At 37.8% G+C, this 17,809-nt stretch carries 16 protein-coding genes; 12 read left to right on the top strand and 4 right to left on the bottom strand.

Annotated elements, in window-relative coordinates; all coding sequences use genetic code 11:
* Positions 1-2 precede the first annotated feature (2 nt).
* Both IHV12_RS08200 and IHV12_RS08195 read right to left on the bottom strand, forming a co-directional pair.
* A complete protein-coding gene (locus IHV12_RS08200) occupies positions 3-1,235 on the bottom strand; it encodes an MFS transporter (protein WP_197190533.1) in 1,233 nt (410 codons plus the stop codon).
* Entirely contained in the window at positions 1,225-2,277 is a 1,053-nt protein-coding gene (locus IHV12_RS08195; RefSeq protein WP_197190532.1) for an ArsR/SmtB family transcription factor, read from the bottom strand. Before IHV12_RS08195 ends, IHV12_RS08200 begins: the two co-directional genes overlap by 11 nt.
* A 169-nt stretch (positions 2,278-2,446) precedes the next feature.
* On the opposite strand from IHV12_RS08195, the gene IHV12_RS08190 reads away from it, so the two are divergent.
* Both IHV12_RS08190 and IHV12_RS08185 read left to right on the top strand, forming a co-directional pair.
* Positions 2,447-3,001: a GNAT family N-acetyltransferase gene (locus tag IHV12_RS08190; RefSeq protein WP_197190531.1), complete on the top strand. Its 555-nt coding sequence runs from the start codon at positions 2,447-2,449 to the stop codon at positions 2,999-3,001.
* A 198-nt stretch (positions 3,002-3,199) separates the two neighbouring features.
* A complete protein-coding gene (locus tag IHV12_RS08185) occupies positions 3,200-4,159 on the top strand; it encodes an LLM class oxidoreductase (protein ID WP_197190530.1) in 960 nt (319 codons plus the stop codon).
* Between the two features lie 192 nt (positions 4,160-4,351).
* Here the strand turns inward: IHV12_RS08185 and IHV12_RS08180 are convergent, their stop codons facing one another.
* Positions 4,352-5,227 (bottom strand): TetR/AcrR family transcriptional regulator, encoded by an 876-nt coding sequence (locus tag IHV12_RS08180; protein WP_197127266.1) that lies wholly within the window; start codon positions 5,225-5,227, stop codon positions 4,352-4,354.
* Positions 5,228-5,384: 157 nt separating this feature from the next.
* Here IHV12_RS08180 and IHV12_RS08175 point away from each other — a divergent pair, with 157 nt between their 5' ends.
* Complete coding sequence (locus tag IHV12_RS08175; protein WP_197190529.1) at positions 5,385-6,905, top strand: MDR family MFS transporter; 1,521 nt, start codon at positions 5,385-5,387, stop codon at positions 6,903-6,905.
* Positions 6,906-7,324: 419 nt separating this feature from the next.
* Complete coding sequence (locus IHV12_RS08170; protein WP_197190883.1) at positions 7,325-8,794, top strand: aldehyde dehydrogenase family protein; 1,470 nt, start codon at positions 7,325-7,327, stop codon at positions 8,792-8,794.
* A 59-nt stretch (positions 8,795-8,853) separates the two neighbouring features.
* Here IHV12_RS08170 and IHV12_RS08165 read toward each other — a convergent pair whose 3' ends face one another.
* Positions 8,854-10,482 carry a diguanylate cyclase domain-containing protein gene (locus tag IHV12_RS08165; protein WP_197190528.1) on the bottom strand — a complete coding sequence of 543 codons (1,629 nt, stop codon included), beginning with the start codon at positions 10,480-10,482 and terminating at the stop codon, positions 8,854-8,856.
* A gap of 124 nt (positions 10,483-10,606) precedes the next feature.
* Here IHV12_RS08165 and IHV12_RS08160 point away from each other — a divergent pair, with 124 nt between their 5' ends.
* From IHV12_RS08160 to IHV12_RS08125, 8 genes are all read left to right on the top strand, one after another.
* Positions 10,607-11,155 (top strand): DinB family protein, encoded by a 549-nt coding sequence (locus tag IHV12_RS08160; protein ID WP_197190527.1) that lies wholly within the window; start codon positions 10,607-10,609, stop codon positions 11,153-11,155.
* A gap of 133 nt (positions 11,156-11,288) precedes the next feature.
* A complete protein-coding gene (locus tag IHV12_RS08155) occupies positions 11,289-12,053 on the top strand; it encodes an SDR family NAD(P)-dependent oxidoreductase (RefSeq protein WP_197190526.1) in 765 nt (254 codons plus the stop codon).
* Positions 12,054-12,269: 216 nt separating this feature from the next.
* Positions 12,270-12,734, top strand: a complete 465-nt coding sequence (locus tag IHV12_RS08150; protein ID WP_197190525.1) for a GNAT family N-acetyltransferase — start codon at positions 12,270-12,272, stop codon at positions 12,732-12,734.
* A 136-nt stretch (positions 12,735-12,870) separates the two neighbouring features.
* Positions 12,871-13,365: a hypothetical protein gene (locus IHV12_RS08145; RefSeq protein WP_197190524.1), complete on the top strand. Its 495-nt coding sequence runs from the start codon at positions 12,871-12,873 to the stop codon at positions 13,363-13,365.
* Positions 13,366-13,377: 12 nt separating this feature from the next.
* Positions 13,378-13,653 (top strand): hypothetical protein, encoded by a 276-nt coding sequence (locus tag IHV12_RS08140; RefSeq protein ID WP_197190523.1) that lies wholly within the window; start codon positions 13,378-13,380, stop codon positions 13,651-13,653.
* A gap of 82 nt (positions 13,654-13,735) precedes the next feature.
* Positions 13,736-13,987 (top strand): hypothetical protein, encoded by a 252-nt coding sequence (locus IHV12_RS08135; RefSeq protein WP_197190522.1) that lies wholly within the window; start codon positions 13,736-13,738, stop codon positions 13,985-13,987.
* Between the two features lie 168 nt (positions 13,988-14,155).
* On the top strand, positions 14,156-15,613 hold the full coding sequence (locus IHV12_RS08130) for a protein adenylyltransferase SelO (protein WP_197190521.1): 1,458 nt from the start codon (positions 14,156-14,158) through the stop codon (positions 15,611-15,613).
* A gap of 225 nt (positions 15,614-15,838) precedes the next feature.
* Positions 15,839-17,785: an LTA synthase family protein gene (locus IHV12_RS08125; protein WP_197190520.1), complete on the top strand. Its 1,947-nt coding sequence runs from the start codon at positions 15,839-15,841 to the stop codon at positions 17,783-17,785.
* The last annotated feature ends 24 nt before the right edge of the window (positions 17,786-17,809 follow it).

Below are 17,809 nucleotides of genomic sequence, written 5' to 3'. Positions count from 1 at the left end.
ATTTAACTTGTTCTTTTTACTTGATCCTCTATAGCATTATCGTCAATCTGCAAACGGGTACGTATTAAGTAATATATACCTGGAACGGCAATAATCACTCCAATAAGAAGGTAAGTCATGCGCGTACTCATTCCTAAGAAACTGGAAGAAGCAAATAAAATTCCGAGTGGCATGGTTATACGGAGAAAAAGTAACCTTACCGCGCTTAATTGTGTTAAGCGTTCTCTAGGGGCTTTCTGTTGAAATAGAGCAGAGCTTTGCGCATTGAACATAGGGAATAAGATTCCTCCTAAAAGCTCGCATCCCCATGCAATATAAATAGTAGGTGCAAAGTATAACGCGATGAAAGACAATCCACCGCCTAAAAGACCAACGTACATGGTTTTGTTGTTCTTAGGTAACTTTGTAAGAAGTAGCATGCCAAGCGCATATCCGATCGGAAACATTCCCGCGAAAATGGCATATTCCCAAGCTTCTCCGGATAATTCTCCTCTTATAAAAGGCACGTTTAATACCAAAGTAGCTCCCACTGCAAACTGCACAGAAGATGATAATAGAGTAAGTCTTAATAGCTGTGGAAATTTAATGAAAGTTTGATACCCAGCTTTTGTTTCTTGCCACCAGAACTTTTTTGACCATGTCGCTACTCTTTTTGTGCTTATTTGAGGAATTTGAGAAAGCGATATTGAGCTAAGTAAGAACATAAGACTGGATAATCCATAGATGATATATAGAGGACTGACTAAAAGAAGTAAGGATGTAACGCCTGGTGCGATAAAACTCATGAGGCGCATAGTTCCGTCGAGTATGCTGTTAGCTGAGACTAATTCTTTTTCTTCACAAAGGTCGGGTAGTAAGGAGAACGAAAGACTAGCGTAGATTGGCTGCAAAAGTCCCAACACACATTGCAATACTACTAATCCAGCTATCGTGCCCATTTCTGTACCACTTACGTATCCGATCAAAGGAAGGATATAAGCAAATGAGCGGATCCGTTGAATATTTTTAAGCATTCGTTCTTTGATAACGTGATTTAAGAACGGAGCACTAATTCCTTGCAGAATTAAAGAAGGAAGAAAGTAAACTAGCCAAAGTGCTCCCATCCACTCTTTTGAACCTGTTATCTCAAACAATAGAAGCCCGTTTATGATTCCACCGGCAGCACCTCCGAATTCGGATATGATTTCTCCGATCCAGAGAGCTTTAAATGGTCTGGATAATGACTTATTCTTCATTCGTCTTTTCTCCTAAATAGTGCTGAAGTTGGTTGGAGAACGAATGAATATGGTGTGTGTTAGCTGAATAAATACCTTTGTCAACTTTAACAAATTTAGCAGCTTTTAAAAGTGAAAGCTGGTGATGTAGAGTTGTTTTTGATACGTTGAACTGAATGGTTAATTCTTGAAGAGAGAGTGGCCCTCTCATTAGTTGATACAATACCTTTAATCGCAGCTCGTCACCTAGTGCCTTATGACCTCGTACAAGCTCGTTTGGAGGAGAACCGGGCTCTAATAATGCTTCATCAGTTAATGGATAGAAGATCAGCTTTGTATCTGTTGTTTTCTGTTCCAAAATCCATGGTCTGTACGAGACATGTGGAATGAGTTTTATGTTCCAAACGGAAGGTTCTGGTACGTATTTTGCGCCTCTTGTAACACGTTCAATTTCTTCTAATGGTTTTTGGTTATCAAGAAGACCATGCTGTTTTTTTTCAAATGAGAGAGCTTGCATCCATTTTTCCCAATCCGTATTTTGGCTGAGCCAGTTGTACCATTCCGAAAGTGTATCAGTTAGCAAGGAGTGCAGTTCATCGCGGCTAATACTCCCAAGCGTTCGTACATATCCCTCTAAATAGTCGTGTCCTTTAAATAGAGACGCATATTGATAGAAAGCATCAGGCTGTTCATAACATTTCGCTGTCTCAGTTCTGTGCGACTCATATGAACGATTTTTATAAGGTAAAAGTGTTTCATAGAAAACGGTAGATGGTAATTCAGAAACCTTGACTGAAAATTCTCCAATTGAAGAAGCTGAAACCTTGTTCTGCAGCATGATCATTCCATACCACAAATTTGTCTGCTCGATTTTATCTAAATTGTTCTCCAAGGATACAGTCATTAAGGACTTTCGATTCGTCCACTGTTCATCTTGCTCAAATGTGTGACGCAACTTCGCATATGTATAACCCGCAATTCCTAAAGCTAGCTCCCATATCGGTGAACTTTCGATAGATAAATTAACAGTTTCCTGAGAGTGAGGAGAATGTATATTTTTCATAGTTACCTCCAAAAAGTAATGTATTCTAGTTTTATTCTAAAACAATGAAATTTATAATTCAATATATTTAGAATTAATAATTCTGAATGAATCGAATTATATAGATAGTTCTTTTTATCTCTAACCCGAGCAATTTGTGCTAAAATTAGGAAAAAAGGGGTCAGAGGTTATGTTTGTCTATAAAATTGACGAAGAGCTATCTCTTCGATTGTTTAATGAAAAAGATGCAACAGAGTTCTTCCAACTAACCATACAATCTAAAGAATATTTGAAAGAATGGTTAGGCTGGTTAGATTATACAAATGAAGAAGAGGACTCCTTAGCCTTTATAGAAGCAACCTTAAACGGAGTAAAAGAAACAGGGGGCTATCCAAAGACTACAGCAATCATCTACAAAGGAAAAATCGCTGGAATTATTGGGTTTAACGAAATTAGTAGGTTACATAAGATCGGTGTTATGGGATATTGGCTCGGTCAAGAATTTCAAGGAAAAGGAATTATGATGAGAGCGTGTAAAGCTTATATAAAATATGGCTTCCATGAACTCGATCTTAATCGAATTGAAATACGAGTAGCTGAAAAAAATAAAAAAAGCCGTGCGATTCCTGAAAAGCTAGGATTTCAGGAAGAGGGCAAGATTCGACAGGCGGAATGGCTTTATGATCATTATGTTGATCATGTGATATATGGTCTATTGGCTGAAGAATGGAAACAAAATAACTAGAATGTTTAAGAAAGCTGACACGAAAAGGTTTTTACAGACCTTTTTGCTGTCGGTTTTTTTTGCTATGAGTGTGTTTATTTAAACAAATGTTACCTGAAAGTGCCTACCTTACTTGAAAGTGCGTACTTTTAATTTTGGTTAAAGAGCGTATGATTGCAATCATAAAGGACATTTTTTTATAGGAGGGCACGACAAACAATGAATCCATTCAAGTATCATCGTTCTTATAATCGAATGTATAAAGAGGGTGAATTAACACTTGGACTACACATACCTCTTGAGAATTATAGATTTGCCACACCGACGATGGAACAACAAGTTGAAATGTCGCAGTTAGCTGAACAATTAGGTTTTACAAGTTTATGGTTTCGTGATGTTCTTTTGGAAGATCCGAATTTTGGAGATCCAGCGGTAGGACAGATTTACGATATGATGATCTATATGACTTATTTAGCAAGTCAGACGAAGGAAATCGCTCTAGGAACAGCAGCTGCAGTCTTACCGTTAAGGCATCCGTTGCGTGTTGCAAAAGAGATCGCAACATTGGATCAATTGTTCCCAGAACGTGTATTACTCGGTGTATCTTCAGGTGACAGGCGTGCTGATTTCTCAGCATTGGGAGTATCGCACGAAACAAGAGGGGAAGCGTTTGTGGAGGCTTTTCAATATCTTAACGAGGTGCTATACAAAGAGTATCCTAGTATCCGTTCATCTCGAGGAATTGTGCAAGGATCGAACCTTGTACCTAAGCCAACAAAACGAATTCCAACATTTATTACAGGCTATGCACAACAGGAAATGGAGTGGTTTGCAGAGCATGGAGATGGGTGGATGTACTATCCTCGCAGTCCAAAATATCAAGAAGTAACGATCAAGAGATGGAGAGAATTAGTAGAGGGTTATCATCCTGATACGTTCAAACCATTCACTCAGCCGATGCATCTTGATCTAGCAGAAGATCCTAATGAAGCTCCGAAACCGATTCGATTAGGATTTAGAATTGGCCGCAATCCATTGATCGAGCTGTTGCAAGTGTATAAAAAATCTGGAGTAAATCACTTGTTCTTTGCGCTTTTTGATAGTGAAAGACCAGCGAAGGAAGTTATACAAGAACTAGGTGAAGAAGTGATACCGCATTTTCCAGCTTTAAAACATTAACTCGTAACAATAAAGCCAAGCTAGCTGCTAGACGCAGTAGCTTGGCTTTTGCTTAGTATAGAACGTCTTGAAGAAAATTTTTCTAAAGCGTAAATATGTTGAAACTCCAAGCACTCATGGCTGTCCGTTGCATGACTCCTGTGCAAACATAAAATGGCTGATCGGAAGGAATACACCGACCAGCCTTCTTCTTTAACTCAGATTTCTTAAAAAGTACCATACCAAATTAGTAAACGTTTGAGCTTGAGAAGAAATAGGTGATTCTTCAAAGCACTTTTGAAATGGCTTCAATAATGGCTGAAGAACAATCTTACGAATACGCTCACGTTGAAGTTCACTCATGACCGCATCAAAAAGGTCTTGCTGTTCTTCTGTAAAGGTATAATCCTGCTGCAGTTGATCAGCGAGTGATAGAATGTCATCTATTTTAACTTGTTTTTTATTTGCGTTTGTACGAAGTAAATCAATAGCTGAAAGAGGGATGAGAACAGATTCGTTCGTCATCATCTTCGGTACGATCAATTCAATATAAGAAAGAAGTGTATCAACGACATGCTCTAAGGAGTATGTCGTATTTGTAATTTTTAGTGTAAACAACATATGGTGCATCATTCCGAAGAACAGGATGGTAGCTTCAAAAACATGCTCCCGAACTTCGTCGCCTAAGATCTCAATAAAACGATCGGAAATCCATTCCATCTCGTATAACCGGTGCTGCATAACGAGTTTTTTGAGGTCAGCTTCATTAGAAGATAGAATCGCTTCAAAAAGTGGCTGAAGGTTTCTTTCCTGGTTTAATCGCATAATGATTACAATTTGTTCAATGAAAACATCCCGATCGCCTGTATCCTTACCTATCTGAACGGCTATTCGCTGTTGACTGGCGTCATAGCGTAAAAATTCTAATATGTCTGCGATACAGTCACTTTTTGATGAGAAATAGTTATAAAACGTACCTTTAGATATATTTGCTTTATCAATGATTTCTTGTATAGAAGTCTGCTGAATACCTTTTTCTATAAAAAGCTTTAAAGCGGTGTCAGCAACTTTTCTTTTCCTGTTATTCATTTGTTCCTCCTAAGTCCAACCCTTATAGCTAGTATAAATTTCTTGAGATGGAAACACAACGCTTTTAGACTAACGGTATAAAAGAGTTGATATTTTTATACTGAGGGTATAAACTTAATAAAGTTAAGTAATTATTTTAATACAGAGGAGAAATGACATGGGGAATACAGATTCCACTTTACAACATAAAAAACCGCCCTATTTGATGCTTGCGATCTTGTTCGTTGGAGCGTTCGTAGCTTTCTTAAACAATTCATTGCTGAACGTAGCATTGCCTACCATCATGGTGGATTTAAATGTTAAAGACTATTCGACCGTTCAATGGTTGGTAACCGGATTCATGCTAGTAAGCGGTGTTTTGATACCGGCTTCGGCATTTTTAATCACTCGATTCTCAAATAGAATGTTATTTATTACAGCGATGGCTATCTTTACAATCGGTACAGCGCTATCGGCTTTTGCTCCTAACTTTGGTTTGTTATTAACTGGACGAATGGTGCAAGCTGTAGGTTCATCTGTGATGGGACCAATCCTAATGAACGTTATGCTCGTTAGTTTTCCACGCGAAAAACGAGGCATTGCGATGGGGATCTTTGGTTTGGTTATGATCACAGCTCCTGCAATCGGTCCAACTTTGTCGGGGTATATTGTAGAATACTACGACTGGCGTCTGCTTTTTGAAATGATTCTGCCTTTAGCTATCCTGAGTTTACTATTTGCAGTGTGGAAGCTTGAAAACGTGATGAAGCAAAACAAAAATGTTTCACTAGATTATCTTTCACTCGTGTTGTCTAGCATCGGTTTTGGTGGCATTCTTTACGGATGTAGCACAGCGAGTTCGGACGGATGGACAGATACGGTTGTTCTATCAACACTAATCATTGGTGGTATAGCGTTAATTATTTTCATCCTACGACAACTTAAGTTAGATGAACCATTGTTGAACATTCGAGTGTATAAGTATCCAATGTTTGCTCTTGCATCCGTTATTGCGATTGTTAATGCAGTTGCCATGTTTTCAGGCATGATTTTAACACCAGCTTACGTCCAAAGCGTGCGAGGCATATCGCCGTTAGATTCAGGGTTGATGATGCTTCCTGGAGCAATCATTATGGGTATCATGTCTCCGATTACTGGTAAACTTTTTGATAAATTTGGACCGCGTGCTTTAGCGGTTGTCGGACTTTCAATCACTGCGGTTTCAACTTATATGCTCGCTCACTTACAAGCTGATTCGGCTTATTCTTACATCATACTGATCTATTCCATGCGCATGTTTGGATTATCAATGGTCATGATGCCGATTATGACGAATGGTCTTAATCAGCTTCCAACGAGCTTAAATCCGCACGGTACAGCCGTTAATAATACAGCACAGCAAGTATCCGGTTCGATCGGTACAGCGATACTAGTCACGATTATGAACACTGTTACAAAAACAGAAGCAGAAAGCTTAATGAGCGGAGTAGATCCAGCGACGATTACCGAAGCCTCAACCGCTGCATTAACACAGCAAGCTCTTCTGTCAGGAATTCAATACTCATTCTTAGTTGCATTCGGAATTAACATCGTTGCTTTAGTGCTAGCCTTTTTCGTCAAACGCGTCGATACAAGTGCTGAAGCAGTAAATAAGATTGAAAAAGGTAACAAAACATCAACTAAATCAGTTACAGCTTAAAATTTTTCTACTAAAACCGACACTATGGGTACGATTAATACCCAATTTAGTGTCGGTTTTTTCTTTTTCTTTAAGGATTAGGTTCAGAATGTATTAGCTGAGTACGCCTGCAACATTAAACAGTATATTTACAGGTGAAGGTGCCTTGATCTCAGGTGAATAGGTTAACATTATCAGTGAAAGTTAAGTGTTTACCGGTGCTCAAAATAATTCTTAGGTGATTACACTCCTTTTATCGGAGAACATGTAACAAATATAAAAACACGTACCGTAAAACACTTTAGATCAACTAGTCATGTGTAGTATCTATATGTATTTGGGTAAAGTAATAAGCAGATTGATTTACATCGTCTAAAAATAGGAGTAAGGTCTTAACTAATCTTTTGTAAGTAAAAGGAGTGGAAATGAAGATGAATAAAATGAACACCGATTTTTCAAATATATATATTAACGGCGAATGGAGAAAAGGAAGCAGTGATAGCTTCATGAAAAACACGAATCCGTTCACAGAAGAAGAGCTTGTTACGATTCAAGCTGCCACGAAAGAAGACTTGGACGAAGCTTATGAAGCGGCGAGAATTGCTCAAGCTGAATGGGCAAACGAACTTCCACAAAACAAGCGTGCTGTTTTAGAAAAAGTAGCTGACGTTATGCAAGAGAATGAGGAGCTTATTATTGATTGGATCATCAAAGAATCAGGCTCAACGTATATGAAAGCTATCTCAGAATTTCGGGCATCTATCAATATTTTAAAAGAATCAACAACATATCCTTATCGTATGGAAGGAAAGATTCTTCCATCACAAACAGCAGGGAAGGAAAATAGAGTGTACCGTAATCCATTAGGTGTAATTGGAATTATCAGTCCTTGGAATTTTCCGTTCCATCTGGCTATTCGATCCATCGCACCTGCCATCGCGACTGGAAATGCTGTCGTAATTAAACCAGCTACAGACACGCCAGTTACAGGTGGATTAATCTTTGCGAGTATTTTTGAAGCGGCTGGCCTTCCAAAAGGTCTGATAAACGTTATTGTAGGACGCGGTTCAGAAATTGGGGATGAAATTGTTACACATCCAACTCCACGTCTGATCTCGTTTACAGGTTCAACGGAAGTCGGAAGACACATCGGTGAACTTGCTGGTAAGAACTTAAAGAAATCTGCTCTTGAGTTAGGCGGAAATAACGTATTTATTGCCTTAAAAGAAGCAGATATTGATCAAGCGGTAGATTCAGCGCTGTTTGGAAAGTTCTATCATCAAGGGCAAATCTGTATGGCGATCAATCGTATCTTTGTACATCAAGACATTTATGAAGAATTTGCAGAAACCTTTGTTCAACGAGCAAACAATCTGAAATTTGGCGATCCGTCCAAAAAAGATACGAACGTTGGTCCATTAATTAATAGAGACCAAGTTGATCGAATCTTAAAAGATATTGAAGACAGTGTTTCACAGGGTGCGAAGATTCGCATTGGTGGAGATGCAAACGGAAATGTTTTAGAACCTACTGTAATAACAGATGTGAATAACGAAATGCCGTTAGCCAAGAATGAAATCTTTGGACCAGTAGCTATACTAATTCCATTTGAAAAAGATGAAGACGTTGTTCAAATGGCAAATGCTTATCCGTACGGTCTAAGCGGTGCCGTTCATTCTAAAAACATTGAACATGCAACAAACATAGCTCATGACATTCATACGGGTATGATTCACATCAACGATCAATCAGTTAACGATGAACCTCACATGCCATTTGGTGGAGAAAAAGATTCAGGACTTGGTCGATTTAATGGTGAGTGGGTGTTAGAAGAATTCACTACTCTAAAATGGGTATCTGTGCAACGTAATCCAAGAAATTATGGACCTTTCATTAGCCAATTAAAGTAAATAAGTACAAAAAGCATCCGGATGTCTTCATTCGGATGCTTTCTTTATTTGAAGCAATTTTATGATGTTTTTCGAAATGGGTAAAAACTCAACTTATTTTTACCCGTGTTCTTTGAAACGTATAGTGCCTCATCTGCATATTCAAGTATGGTTTGTGGTGAAACGTCCTGAGCTACCCATTCAGCTGATCCCATGCTGCATCCAATTTTTATAGAATGTTCCTGAATAAAAAATGGTCGGTTAAGAGTGTCTATGAGGAATTGTGAGATCTCGGTTATTTCATTCAGATAATTCTCCTGAATCGGAAGTACAACTACAAATTCATCTCCACCCAAACGTGCTGCAAAATGTTCCTTCTTTATTAATGAATCAATGATACGCTTACCAACTTCTATTAAAAGTAGATCTCCTGCATGATGTCCATGTGAATCATTGATTGATTTAAAACCGTCCAGGTCCAAATAAAGCACCCCATAGCTACCATTAGAACAATCAAAGCGAACTGAATTCATGTACTCTAAAAGAGCTAACCGATTCGGCATACTTGTCAGATAGTCGGTATGTGCCATGTTCTCCATCTTGTCTAACTGTTTTTCTGTTTGTTTTAATGATGAGATTAAGCTTCTAAAAGAAGAACTTAGAACTTCTATATCTTTGATTCCTCGCAACAAAGGAATCTCTACGATCTCACCATCTTTCAACTTGTCAGCAGAAATAGCCAAGTCAAAAAGAGGACGAGAAACTCTCTTAGTGATAAACCATCCTATTACAGCCATAAGTAGAGAAATCACAATACCACAGACTAAAATGAATGTTTGCAGATATTGGACGGATGCATAAGCCGCTTGTTCTGATTGACGAATGACAACCGTCCAGCCTAATCCTGGATAATTTTGATATCCGTCGCCAAAAGCATAGCCTGTCACATACTCTTTTCCATCTGGCCAACGCACAAAATTCCACTCGTTTCTCTTTCCTTTATTATCGAGATCACTTATCTTTATTTTTTTACCTAGATCATTTTTATGGCCTAATAATACTGTATCTTCTTTACTGATTATGTACACTTCCACATCTTTTTTCTGCTCTTTAATGGGCTTTAGAATCGCAGCTTCCACTTCTTTAGACCACTCCCAGCTGAGATGGGCGGCTAACACACCTTGAAAAACACCATTTTTATCTGTTAATGGTGTACTGATATCAACTAATTGTAAGGGTGAACCATCCTTGGTTGGAATCAGTTTGGATAACAAAAGTGCATCATGAACATCACCGATAAAAGGCTGTTCAGTTGCTTGTTGAAAAACGGGACGAGCAGATATATCTTGGTTGATGAGGAGTTTCTTTGTTGAAGCTTGAATGACTCCTTTTTGATTCGTTATTCCAACCCAAGAGAAGGAGGGAATTTTATTTTGAAGCTGATTGATCAGAAATTGTGCTTCATTTATTCTTCTTGGGTCTTTCAGAACTTCCTGTTCACTCAAAACTTGTAGTTCCTGGTATCTGGACCACATAAAAGAATCAAGGTTGTGGGATAGTTGAAAAGCTGAAGAAGCTAAAGAATTACCTATTTCTTTTTCTAATAATTCGCTAGATTTATCACTGATAAAGATACTAAGAAATAATGATGTGGCTAATATGATCAATGAGATGCTCACGGACAGATACGTTTGAATTTTGATAGACATAAAACGTGACTCCTATAATAATTAAATTTATTTCATCAAGAACCCTTTGTTATATCGGAACAAGTATTGAAATGATTAGGAATCTATTAGATAAACGATGAGATAAAATTCTCAAACGAGAATTATGGCAGTTGATTATGCTACACTACGAGGACAAGTCATATACATTAAAGGTGATGAAGAGATGCTAATTAATGATAAGATACGCCAAGATTTGTTTGCAGAAGTGGAAGGAATAAATGACGAAAATTTAAATCAAAAACCTTCGGAAAATGAATGGTCCATTAAGCAAATTTTGGAACATCTATATTTAATGGAAGGTGGAATCGCAAAAAACATTAACCATCAACTTCAAAATGGTAAAGTGGTAAACGCAGAAAAGAAGCCGATCGAAGCAACAATTAATAGAGATATTAAAGTAGATGCTCCAGAATTTGCAGTGCCAACTTCAGAATATGCATCTATTGAAGAGCTAAAAATGAAATTGGCTGCGACACATAAAAATTTACTAGATATCGAGAAGACTGCTGATGCAAAAGATTTAGAAGCAAAAGGCTATCCTCATCCTATCTTCGGTGACATAAGTTTAAAACAATGGATTCCATTTGTGGCCTATCATGAACAACGACATATCCTTCAAATTAAAGAAGTGAAAGAAAAGTTAAGTCTTTAAAATAGATAACGGTCAGTACATTCTCCAAGGAGGAGGATGTACTTTTTTTATTGAATGAAATGAGGATAACAAGAATGAAAGTTTCGGTTTAGGTGCAATACTGATTGAAAGAATGAAAAAAGGAGGACTGAAGATGTTGTTGAAAAACAAAATCGCAGTCGTTTATGGTGCTGGTGGTGCAATTGGCGGTGCTGTTGCACGCGCTTTTGCAGAAGAAGGAGCTACTGTATTTCTGGCAGGAAGATCTATGGATTCTCTTCAAATTATAGCAGATGAGATAACAAATGCTGGAGGTAAAGCAAAAGTTACAAAAGTAGATGCTCTGAATCAAAATGAAATAGTAGGACATCTGGATCGAATCGTTCAACATGTAGGACAAATAGATATTTCCTTTAATGCAATAGGAATACGTGGGGACCTTCAAGGAACTCCACTAATTGAAATGTCAAAGGAAGACTTTATGACTCCTATTCTGACAGGTGTCCAAACTCATTTTCTAACAAGTACTGCAGCGGCAAAGCATATGATCAACCAAAAATCAGGGGTTATCCTAACTCTCTCTGCTTCAACTGCAGTATTGTCAGGTAGAGACCGAACCTATCATTTAACAGGAGGTTTTGCGACCGCATGTTCAGCCATTGAAGGATTTACAAGGAGCTTAGCCGGTGAGCTCGGTTCAAAAGGCATTCGTGTCGTAGCTATAAGATCAGACGCTATTCCAGAAACATGGAAACCAGATAATAATGAGATTCAGGCGTATATGGAGGAAGGAACAGCACTAGGACGTCTTCCGAAATTAAAGGAAGTTGCAGATGCAGCAGTATTTATTGCTTCTGACCGAGCAAGCGCAATAACGGGTGCCGTTATGAATGTAACGTGCGGTTCAATAATGGACTGAGTCATTTATTGGATTTTTATGTTAAAATTAACTCTATTGGAATATGAAAGCTAAAGGAGCGTATAAGAATGTCACATACAAATTGTGTAACATGGTCTCATGAGTAGACAAAGATGTTTATTCATGAAGGGTTAATGTTTATTTTCACCGATTCTCTATGAATGATGTCTCTGTTTACTCCCTTCTAATGATAAAAAAATAGAATGGAGAGATAGCATGATTCATTTAAACCTACTAACTGAGCAAGAATTTAAGGAATATCAAACATTCATGATTTCAGATTATGCCCTTGAAATCACTAAGAACTTTAACCTATCGTTACAGTCAGCATTAGAAGAATCAGAAATGATGATGAAGGACCTATGGAAAGATGGATTGTTTACTGAAGGTCAGTATTTATACAAAATTAAAGACTCAAAAACCAATGAAAAGGTAGGAATCCTCTGGTATGGGTTGATACCAGAAATCAATCAAGCCTACGTGTATCATATTTTCATAGACGATCTCTATAGAAGAAAAGGATACGGAAAAGGTACATTAGAAAAGCTTCAAAGTATGTTAAAACAGTCAGGTATAGACTCTATTGGGTTAAGTGTTTTTGGGGAAAATGAAGCCGCTTATCAGTTATATAAGAAATTAGGGTATAAAAATACAAGAATATCAATGGAATTCATCTTATAGAACATTATTAAATATAGGTTTGTGGTAAAGCTTAGGGTCATGGTGACTCTGAGCTTTTTTTCATTCTAATAAATGTGATTTACAGTAACAGGAATTAAATTCCAGAAGGAGAATATAGAGAATTAGAGGTGATTGTATGAAAAAAATACTTGGCTTTTTACTTTTAATCATGTTGGCAGCTTGCAGTGAAAAAGGAGCCGTAGAAAAGCTGAAAATGAATTATCCGAGTGTAAAGAAAGAGATAGAGCAAATGTCGACAGAGGTGCAGAATAAAATGGCAGCACCAGATTTTCTTCCTTTTCAGCCAAAAGATGTCCAATTAACATATGCTGCAGAACCGGCGGGAGATCCAAAAGGGGATATCTTACATACTGAATTTATTTATGGTAATGAAAAAGGTTCTGTCCTTCATGTAACCACGTTTCTAAATAAAAAGGCAACTTTTAATGATGAAGGTGAGAAGAAGACAACAAAATTGAAAGATGGAACTGAGGTTGTTATTGAAGCTGAATCATCTGAAGTTATGGCCATTCGTTGGAGGAAAGACGATGTTTATTACGGGATGATGTTAATGGGTACTGAATTTAAGATGGAGGATCTTTTGAAATCAGCAAATTCGATGGACTATTAGGAGGTGTTTGGTTTGAGAGAGAAAGGGAAATTTAGTTCAATTTCATTACTTGTAAGTGCTTGTACAGTCGCGTTCTTTTTATTTATACAAACTTATGCCTTTGCTATCGGATACTGGAGGTTGATTGTGTGGGTAGGAGTGCTCACTGCCATGTATTTTGCCTTTCGATCTCCTAAGAACTCTGGTTTTCGAGGTCTGGCCATAGCTGTTTCAATTATTCTTGCCATTCCTCTTTTGTTGATGGAGATGGTCGGATTAGCGTGGCGAAATGGTGGATTTGGGAATTAAAACGAGTTTAATCTCTGATTACCGAAACTTTCCATCTTCTAATACGTAATAATAGTAATACAAAAAATAGGGGTGGAGAGTAATGATTGAGGTTAGTGTAAAAAAGATAGATAACAACTTTATTATTCGATGGCAGCTATTAAGGGTAGAGATTCCTGCCGATGAAATTCTTAATGTAGGATTAGACGATACATATGGTGGAGAAGATAAAGAAGCTATCCGTATCGGTTTCCCGTATGGAATGACAGATCGGGTTTTTATTGAGACAAAAAAACAAACCTATATTTTGTTTACTTCTAATCCATCAGCTATTATGAAAAAACTAAGTGCTTAAGGAATGATATCGTTTAGACAGAACTCGGATTAAATTTTTCCGAGTTTTCTTATGATCAATTACTTTCTAATCAGAGTAATATACTGATAACAAACAAGGACAGATCTAATATGTTAAGGTGGAATTAGAAATCAAGGATATAATCATATAAAAGAAGGTGTTCTTCTCATGACGAAAGTAAAAGGCTGGAATTTAGATAACAGTTATGCTGAACTTCCAGATAAATTTTTCTCTATCATCGACCCAAATCCAGTTGTTTCACCAAAATTAGTTGTGCTTAATGAATCGGTGGCTATGTCTCTTGGATTGAACGCAGAATTCCTTCGAGATGAAGATGCTGTAAACGTATTTGCAGGCAACGAGCTTCCGGAAGGTGGATCTTCTATAGCGCAAGCCTATGCGGGACATCAGTTTGGTTATTTTAATATGTTAGGTGATGGACGAGCATTAATGGTAGGAGAGCAGATCACTCCTGATGGGAAACGTTATGACATTCAACTAAAGGGTTCAGGAAGGACTCCCTATTCTAGAGGAGGAGACGGACGGGCAGCTCTTGGTCCGATGCTTCGTGAATATATTGTGAGTGAAGCGATGCACGCTTTAGGAATTCCAACGACTCGAAGTCTTGCGGTTGTAACGACTGGTGAATCAATCATGCGTGAAACGGCTCTGCCAGGTGCTATCATGACACGTGTAGCAGCAAGCCATCTGCGAGTAGGTACGTTTGAGTTTGCATCAAAATGGGGAACACTCGATGAATTGAAAGAGTTAGCAGATTATAGTTTGAAGCGTCATTATCCTGAAGTGGAGAGTGACGGAAATCCATATTTGAGCTTACTCAAAAAAGTGATTGAACAGCAGGCGTATTTAATTTCGAAGTGGCAGCTCGTTGGTTTTATCCACGGCGTTATGAACACCGACAATATGACAATCAGCGGAGAAACGATTGATTATGGCCCTTGTGCATTCATGGACAAATATGATCCACTAACTGTTTTCAGTTCAATTGATAGAGAAGGGCGTTATGCTTACGCTAACCAGCCTCGAATAGCTGGTTGGAATCTCGCTCGATTTGCTGAAACCTTATTGCCACTCTTACATGATGATCAAGAAAAAGCGGTTGAATTGGCACAAGAAGTTCTATATGGTTTTTCTGATCTGTATCATGCAAACTATTTTAGAGGAATGCGATCAAAGCTTGGACTATATAATGAAGAGAAAGAAGATCAATCTCTGATAGAAGAATTACTTTCGCTCATGACTACCTATAAAGCTGACTATACCAATACATTCCGTTCTTTAACATTAGGGGGAAACGAGTGTTCTGCACTTTTTGAAGCCGAGGACTTTAAGACATGGCTCCATAAATGGGAAGAAAGAAAAGCAAGGCAGTCAGAGTCGAAAGAAGAATCTATTCAGTTGATGCGAAACAGCAACCCAGCTGTCATTCCAAGAAATCATAGGGTGGAAGAGGCTATTCAAGCAGCTGGAAACGGTGATTACAGTGTGCTGAAAAAACTTCACAATGTTTTATCAGTACCGTACGATTACTCTAAGAAACAAGAAGAATACACTACATTACCACCCGAAACAGAAGGACCTTATCGAACATTTTGTGGTACGTAATAACATAAAAATACATGACGGACATATAGATAAAAAGCTGCTCAAGTAGAGTAGCTTTTTCTGATATCCATAATATCTCATGGAAATAGAGGAAGGTATGTTTCGTTGACTTTTTAGTTAATAAGGTGTACTATCTTTTATATTGTTTTCCGCGAAAGTAATTGATAAAGTTCTAAAAATAAACTAGAATGATAGATTGGTTACTGAAACTTTAGAGGTGATAGAATGATTAACCAAAAACAATTATTAAACAAACATATGGGATTTTTCCTGCTTACAGTTGTTTTAGTTTGGATAAAATCTTATGCCGCTTATAAAACGGAATTTAATTTGGGAGTTGAAGGTGGATTTCAAGAATTCATCTTGTTTATCAATCCAATTGGATCGGCACTCTTATTTGTAGGCTTTGCCTTATTTGCAAAGGGAAGAAAATCCTACATTTGGATGATTATCATCAATACGGCAATGACTCTAATGTTATTTGCAAATATGCTTTATTACCGCTTTTTCACTGACTTTATCACGCTGCCAACATTAACGCAGACGAAGAACGCAGGAACGATCGGAAACAGTATTGGAGCTCTGTTCAATCCGTATGACATCCTATTCTTCCTAGATATCGTAGTACTTTTAGTATTAGTCTTAACAAAGAAAATTAATCCAGAACCAATCAAAGTAAAACGTAAAAGTATCTTAACGGTTGGTCTAGCTGCAGTCATTGCATTATCTGCAAACTTATTGTTAGCGGAAATGGATCGTCCGCAGTTGTTGACTAGAACGTTTGACAGAAACTATATCGTGAAATATTTAGGAATGTATAACTACACGCTCTATGACGCGGTCCTAAGCTCAAAATCTTCCGCTCAGCGTGCACTCGCAGACACAGATGATGTTACAGAAGTTGAGAACTATGTGAAAGCTAATCATGCTGAACCAAATCCGGAATATTTTGGGAAAGCAAAAGGCATGAACGTCATCTATCTGCACTTAGAGTCTTTACAGAATTTTGCGATCAATTACAAATTGAACGGACAAGAAGTAACGCCTTTCTTAAACTCGTTAACACAAGATAAAAACACGTTGTATTTTAACAACTTTTATCATCAAACATCACAAGGTAAAACAGCTGATGCTGAGTTTATGATTGAGAACTCGTTATATGGATTACCACAAGGAACAGCGTTTACAACAAAAGGCGAAAACACTTATCAAGCGGCACCAGCCATTATGGAACAACAAGGCTATTCGACAGCCGTATTCCATGGTAACTACAAGTCCTTCTGGAATCGCGATGTAATCTATAAGCGCTTTGGTTATCAAAAGTTTTTCGATGCAGAACATTATGATATGAACGAGGAAGATGTAGAGAACTATGGCCTAAAAGATAAGCCGTTCTTTGAAGAATCTATGCCGATGCTGAAATCATTAAAGCAGCCGTTCTACTCTAAATTCATTACATTATCAAACCATTTTCCTTATCCGATTACAGAAGAGGAAGCTACAATCGAGCCTCACACAACAGGAGATGGAACGGTAGACCGTTATTTCCAAACGGCAAGATATATGGACGAAGCTCTCCAACAGTTCTTTACTGACTTGAAAGAAGCGGGACTATACGATAACACGATGGTTGTGATGTATGGTGACCATTATGGGATTGCCGAAACGCGTAATAAATCAATGGCAAAAGTACTCGGAAAAGAGATTACGCCTTTTGAAAACACACAACTTCAAAAGGTACCATTATTTATTCATGCACCAGGATTAAAGGGTGGAACCATAGATAAAGTTGGTGGTCAGATCGATATTCGTCCAACGCTTATGCATTTGTTAGGAATGGATACGAAAGAATACATTCAATTCGGTACTGATCTATTATCTAAGAATCATGATCAAGTACTTCCGTTGCGTAACGGTGATTTTGTTTCACCTACCGTAACAGGAATTGACGGTAAGTATTACGACTCTAAAACTGGTGAGCCTGTTAAGGAAACAAAAGAAATCAAAGCCATCGAAAAAGAAGCAGAGACAAAGTTGGATCTATCTGACCGTACCGTTTATGGAGACTTGCTTCGATTCCACAAAGTCAAAGGATTCAAGCCAGTTGATCCTTCTAAATATGATTACAACATCAAAGAAGAAGAAAAACCTAAAAGTGAAACAAACGAGTAACTTAAAAAGCCGTCCAGATTTTGG

Source organism: Fictibacillus sp. 7GRE50 (genome assembly GCF_015903875.1).
Lineage (GTDB): Bacteria > Bacillota > Bacilli > Bacillales > Fictibacillaceae > Fictibacillus > Fictibacillus phosphorivorans.
The sequence above is the reverse complement of the archived record's forward strand: the minus strand, read 5'-3'. Positions and strand labels throughout refer to the sequence as shown.

What these genes read in the sequence shown, in the direction of transcription:
- IHV12_RS08200 (WP_197190533.1), bottom strand. Translation starts at nt 1,235, where the DNA reads ATGAAGAATAAGTCATTATCCAGACCATTTAAAGCTCTCTGGATCGGA.
- IHV12_RS08195 (WP_197190532.1), bottom strand. Translation starts at nt 2,277, where the DNA reads ATGAAAAATATACATTCTCCTCACTCTCAGGAAACTGTTAATTTATCT.
- IHV12_RS08190 (WP_197190531.1), top strand. Translation starts at nt 2,447, where the DNA reads ATGTTTGTCTATAAAATTGACGAAGAGCTATCTCTTCGATTGTTTAAT.
- IHV12_RS08185 (WP_197190530.1), top strand. Translation starts at nt 3,200, where the DNA reads ATGAATCCATTCAAGTATCATCGTTCTTATAATCGAATGTATAAAGAG.
- IHV12_RS08180 (WP_197127266.1), bottom strand. Translation starts at nt 5,227, where the DNA reads ATGAATAACAGGAAAAGAAAAGTTGCTGACACCGCTTTAAAGCTTTTT.
- IHV12_RS08175 (WP_197190529.1), top strand. Translation starts at nt 5,385, where the DNA reads ATGGGGAATACAGATTCCACTTTACAACATAAAAAACCGCCCTATTTG.
- IHV12_RS08170 (WP_197190883.1), top strand. Translation starts at nt 7,325, where the DNA reads ATGAACACCGATTTTTCAAATATATATATTAACGGCGAATGGAGAAAA.
- IHV12_RS08165 (WP_197190528.1), bottom strand. Translation starts at nt 10,482, where the DNA reads ATGTCTATCAAAATTCAAACGTATCTGTCCGTGAGCATCTCATTGATC.
- IHV12_RS08160 (WP_197190527.1), top strand. Translation starts at nt 10,607, where the DNA reads ATGGCAGTTGATTATGCTACACTACGAGGACAAGTCATATACATTAAA.
- IHV12_RS08155 (WP_197190526.1), top strand. Translation starts at nt 11,289, where the DNA reads ATGTTGTTGAAAAACAAAATCGCAGTCGTTTATGGTGCTGGTGGTGCA.
- IHV12_RS08150 (WP_197190525.1), top strand. Translation starts at nt 12,270, where the DNA reads ATGATTCATTTAAACCTACTAACTGAGCAAGAATTTAAGGAATATCAA.
- IHV12_RS08145 (WP_197190524.1), top strand. Translation starts at nt 12,871, where the DNA reads ATGAAAAAAATACTTGGCTTTTTACTTTTAATCATGTTGGCAGCTTGC.
- IHV12_RS08135 (WP_197190522.1), top strand. Translation starts at nt 13,736, where the DNA reads ATGATTGAGGTTAGTGTAAAAAAGATAGATAACAACTTTATTATTCGA.
- IHV12_RS08130 (WP_197190521.1), top strand. Translation starts at nt 14,156, where the DNA reads ATGACGAAAGTAAAAGGCTGGAATTTAGATAACAGTTATGCTGAACTT.
- IHV12_RS08125 (WP_197190520.1), top strand. Translation starts at nt 15,839, where the DNA reads ATGATTAACCAAAAACAATTATTAAACAAACATATGGGATTTTTCCTG.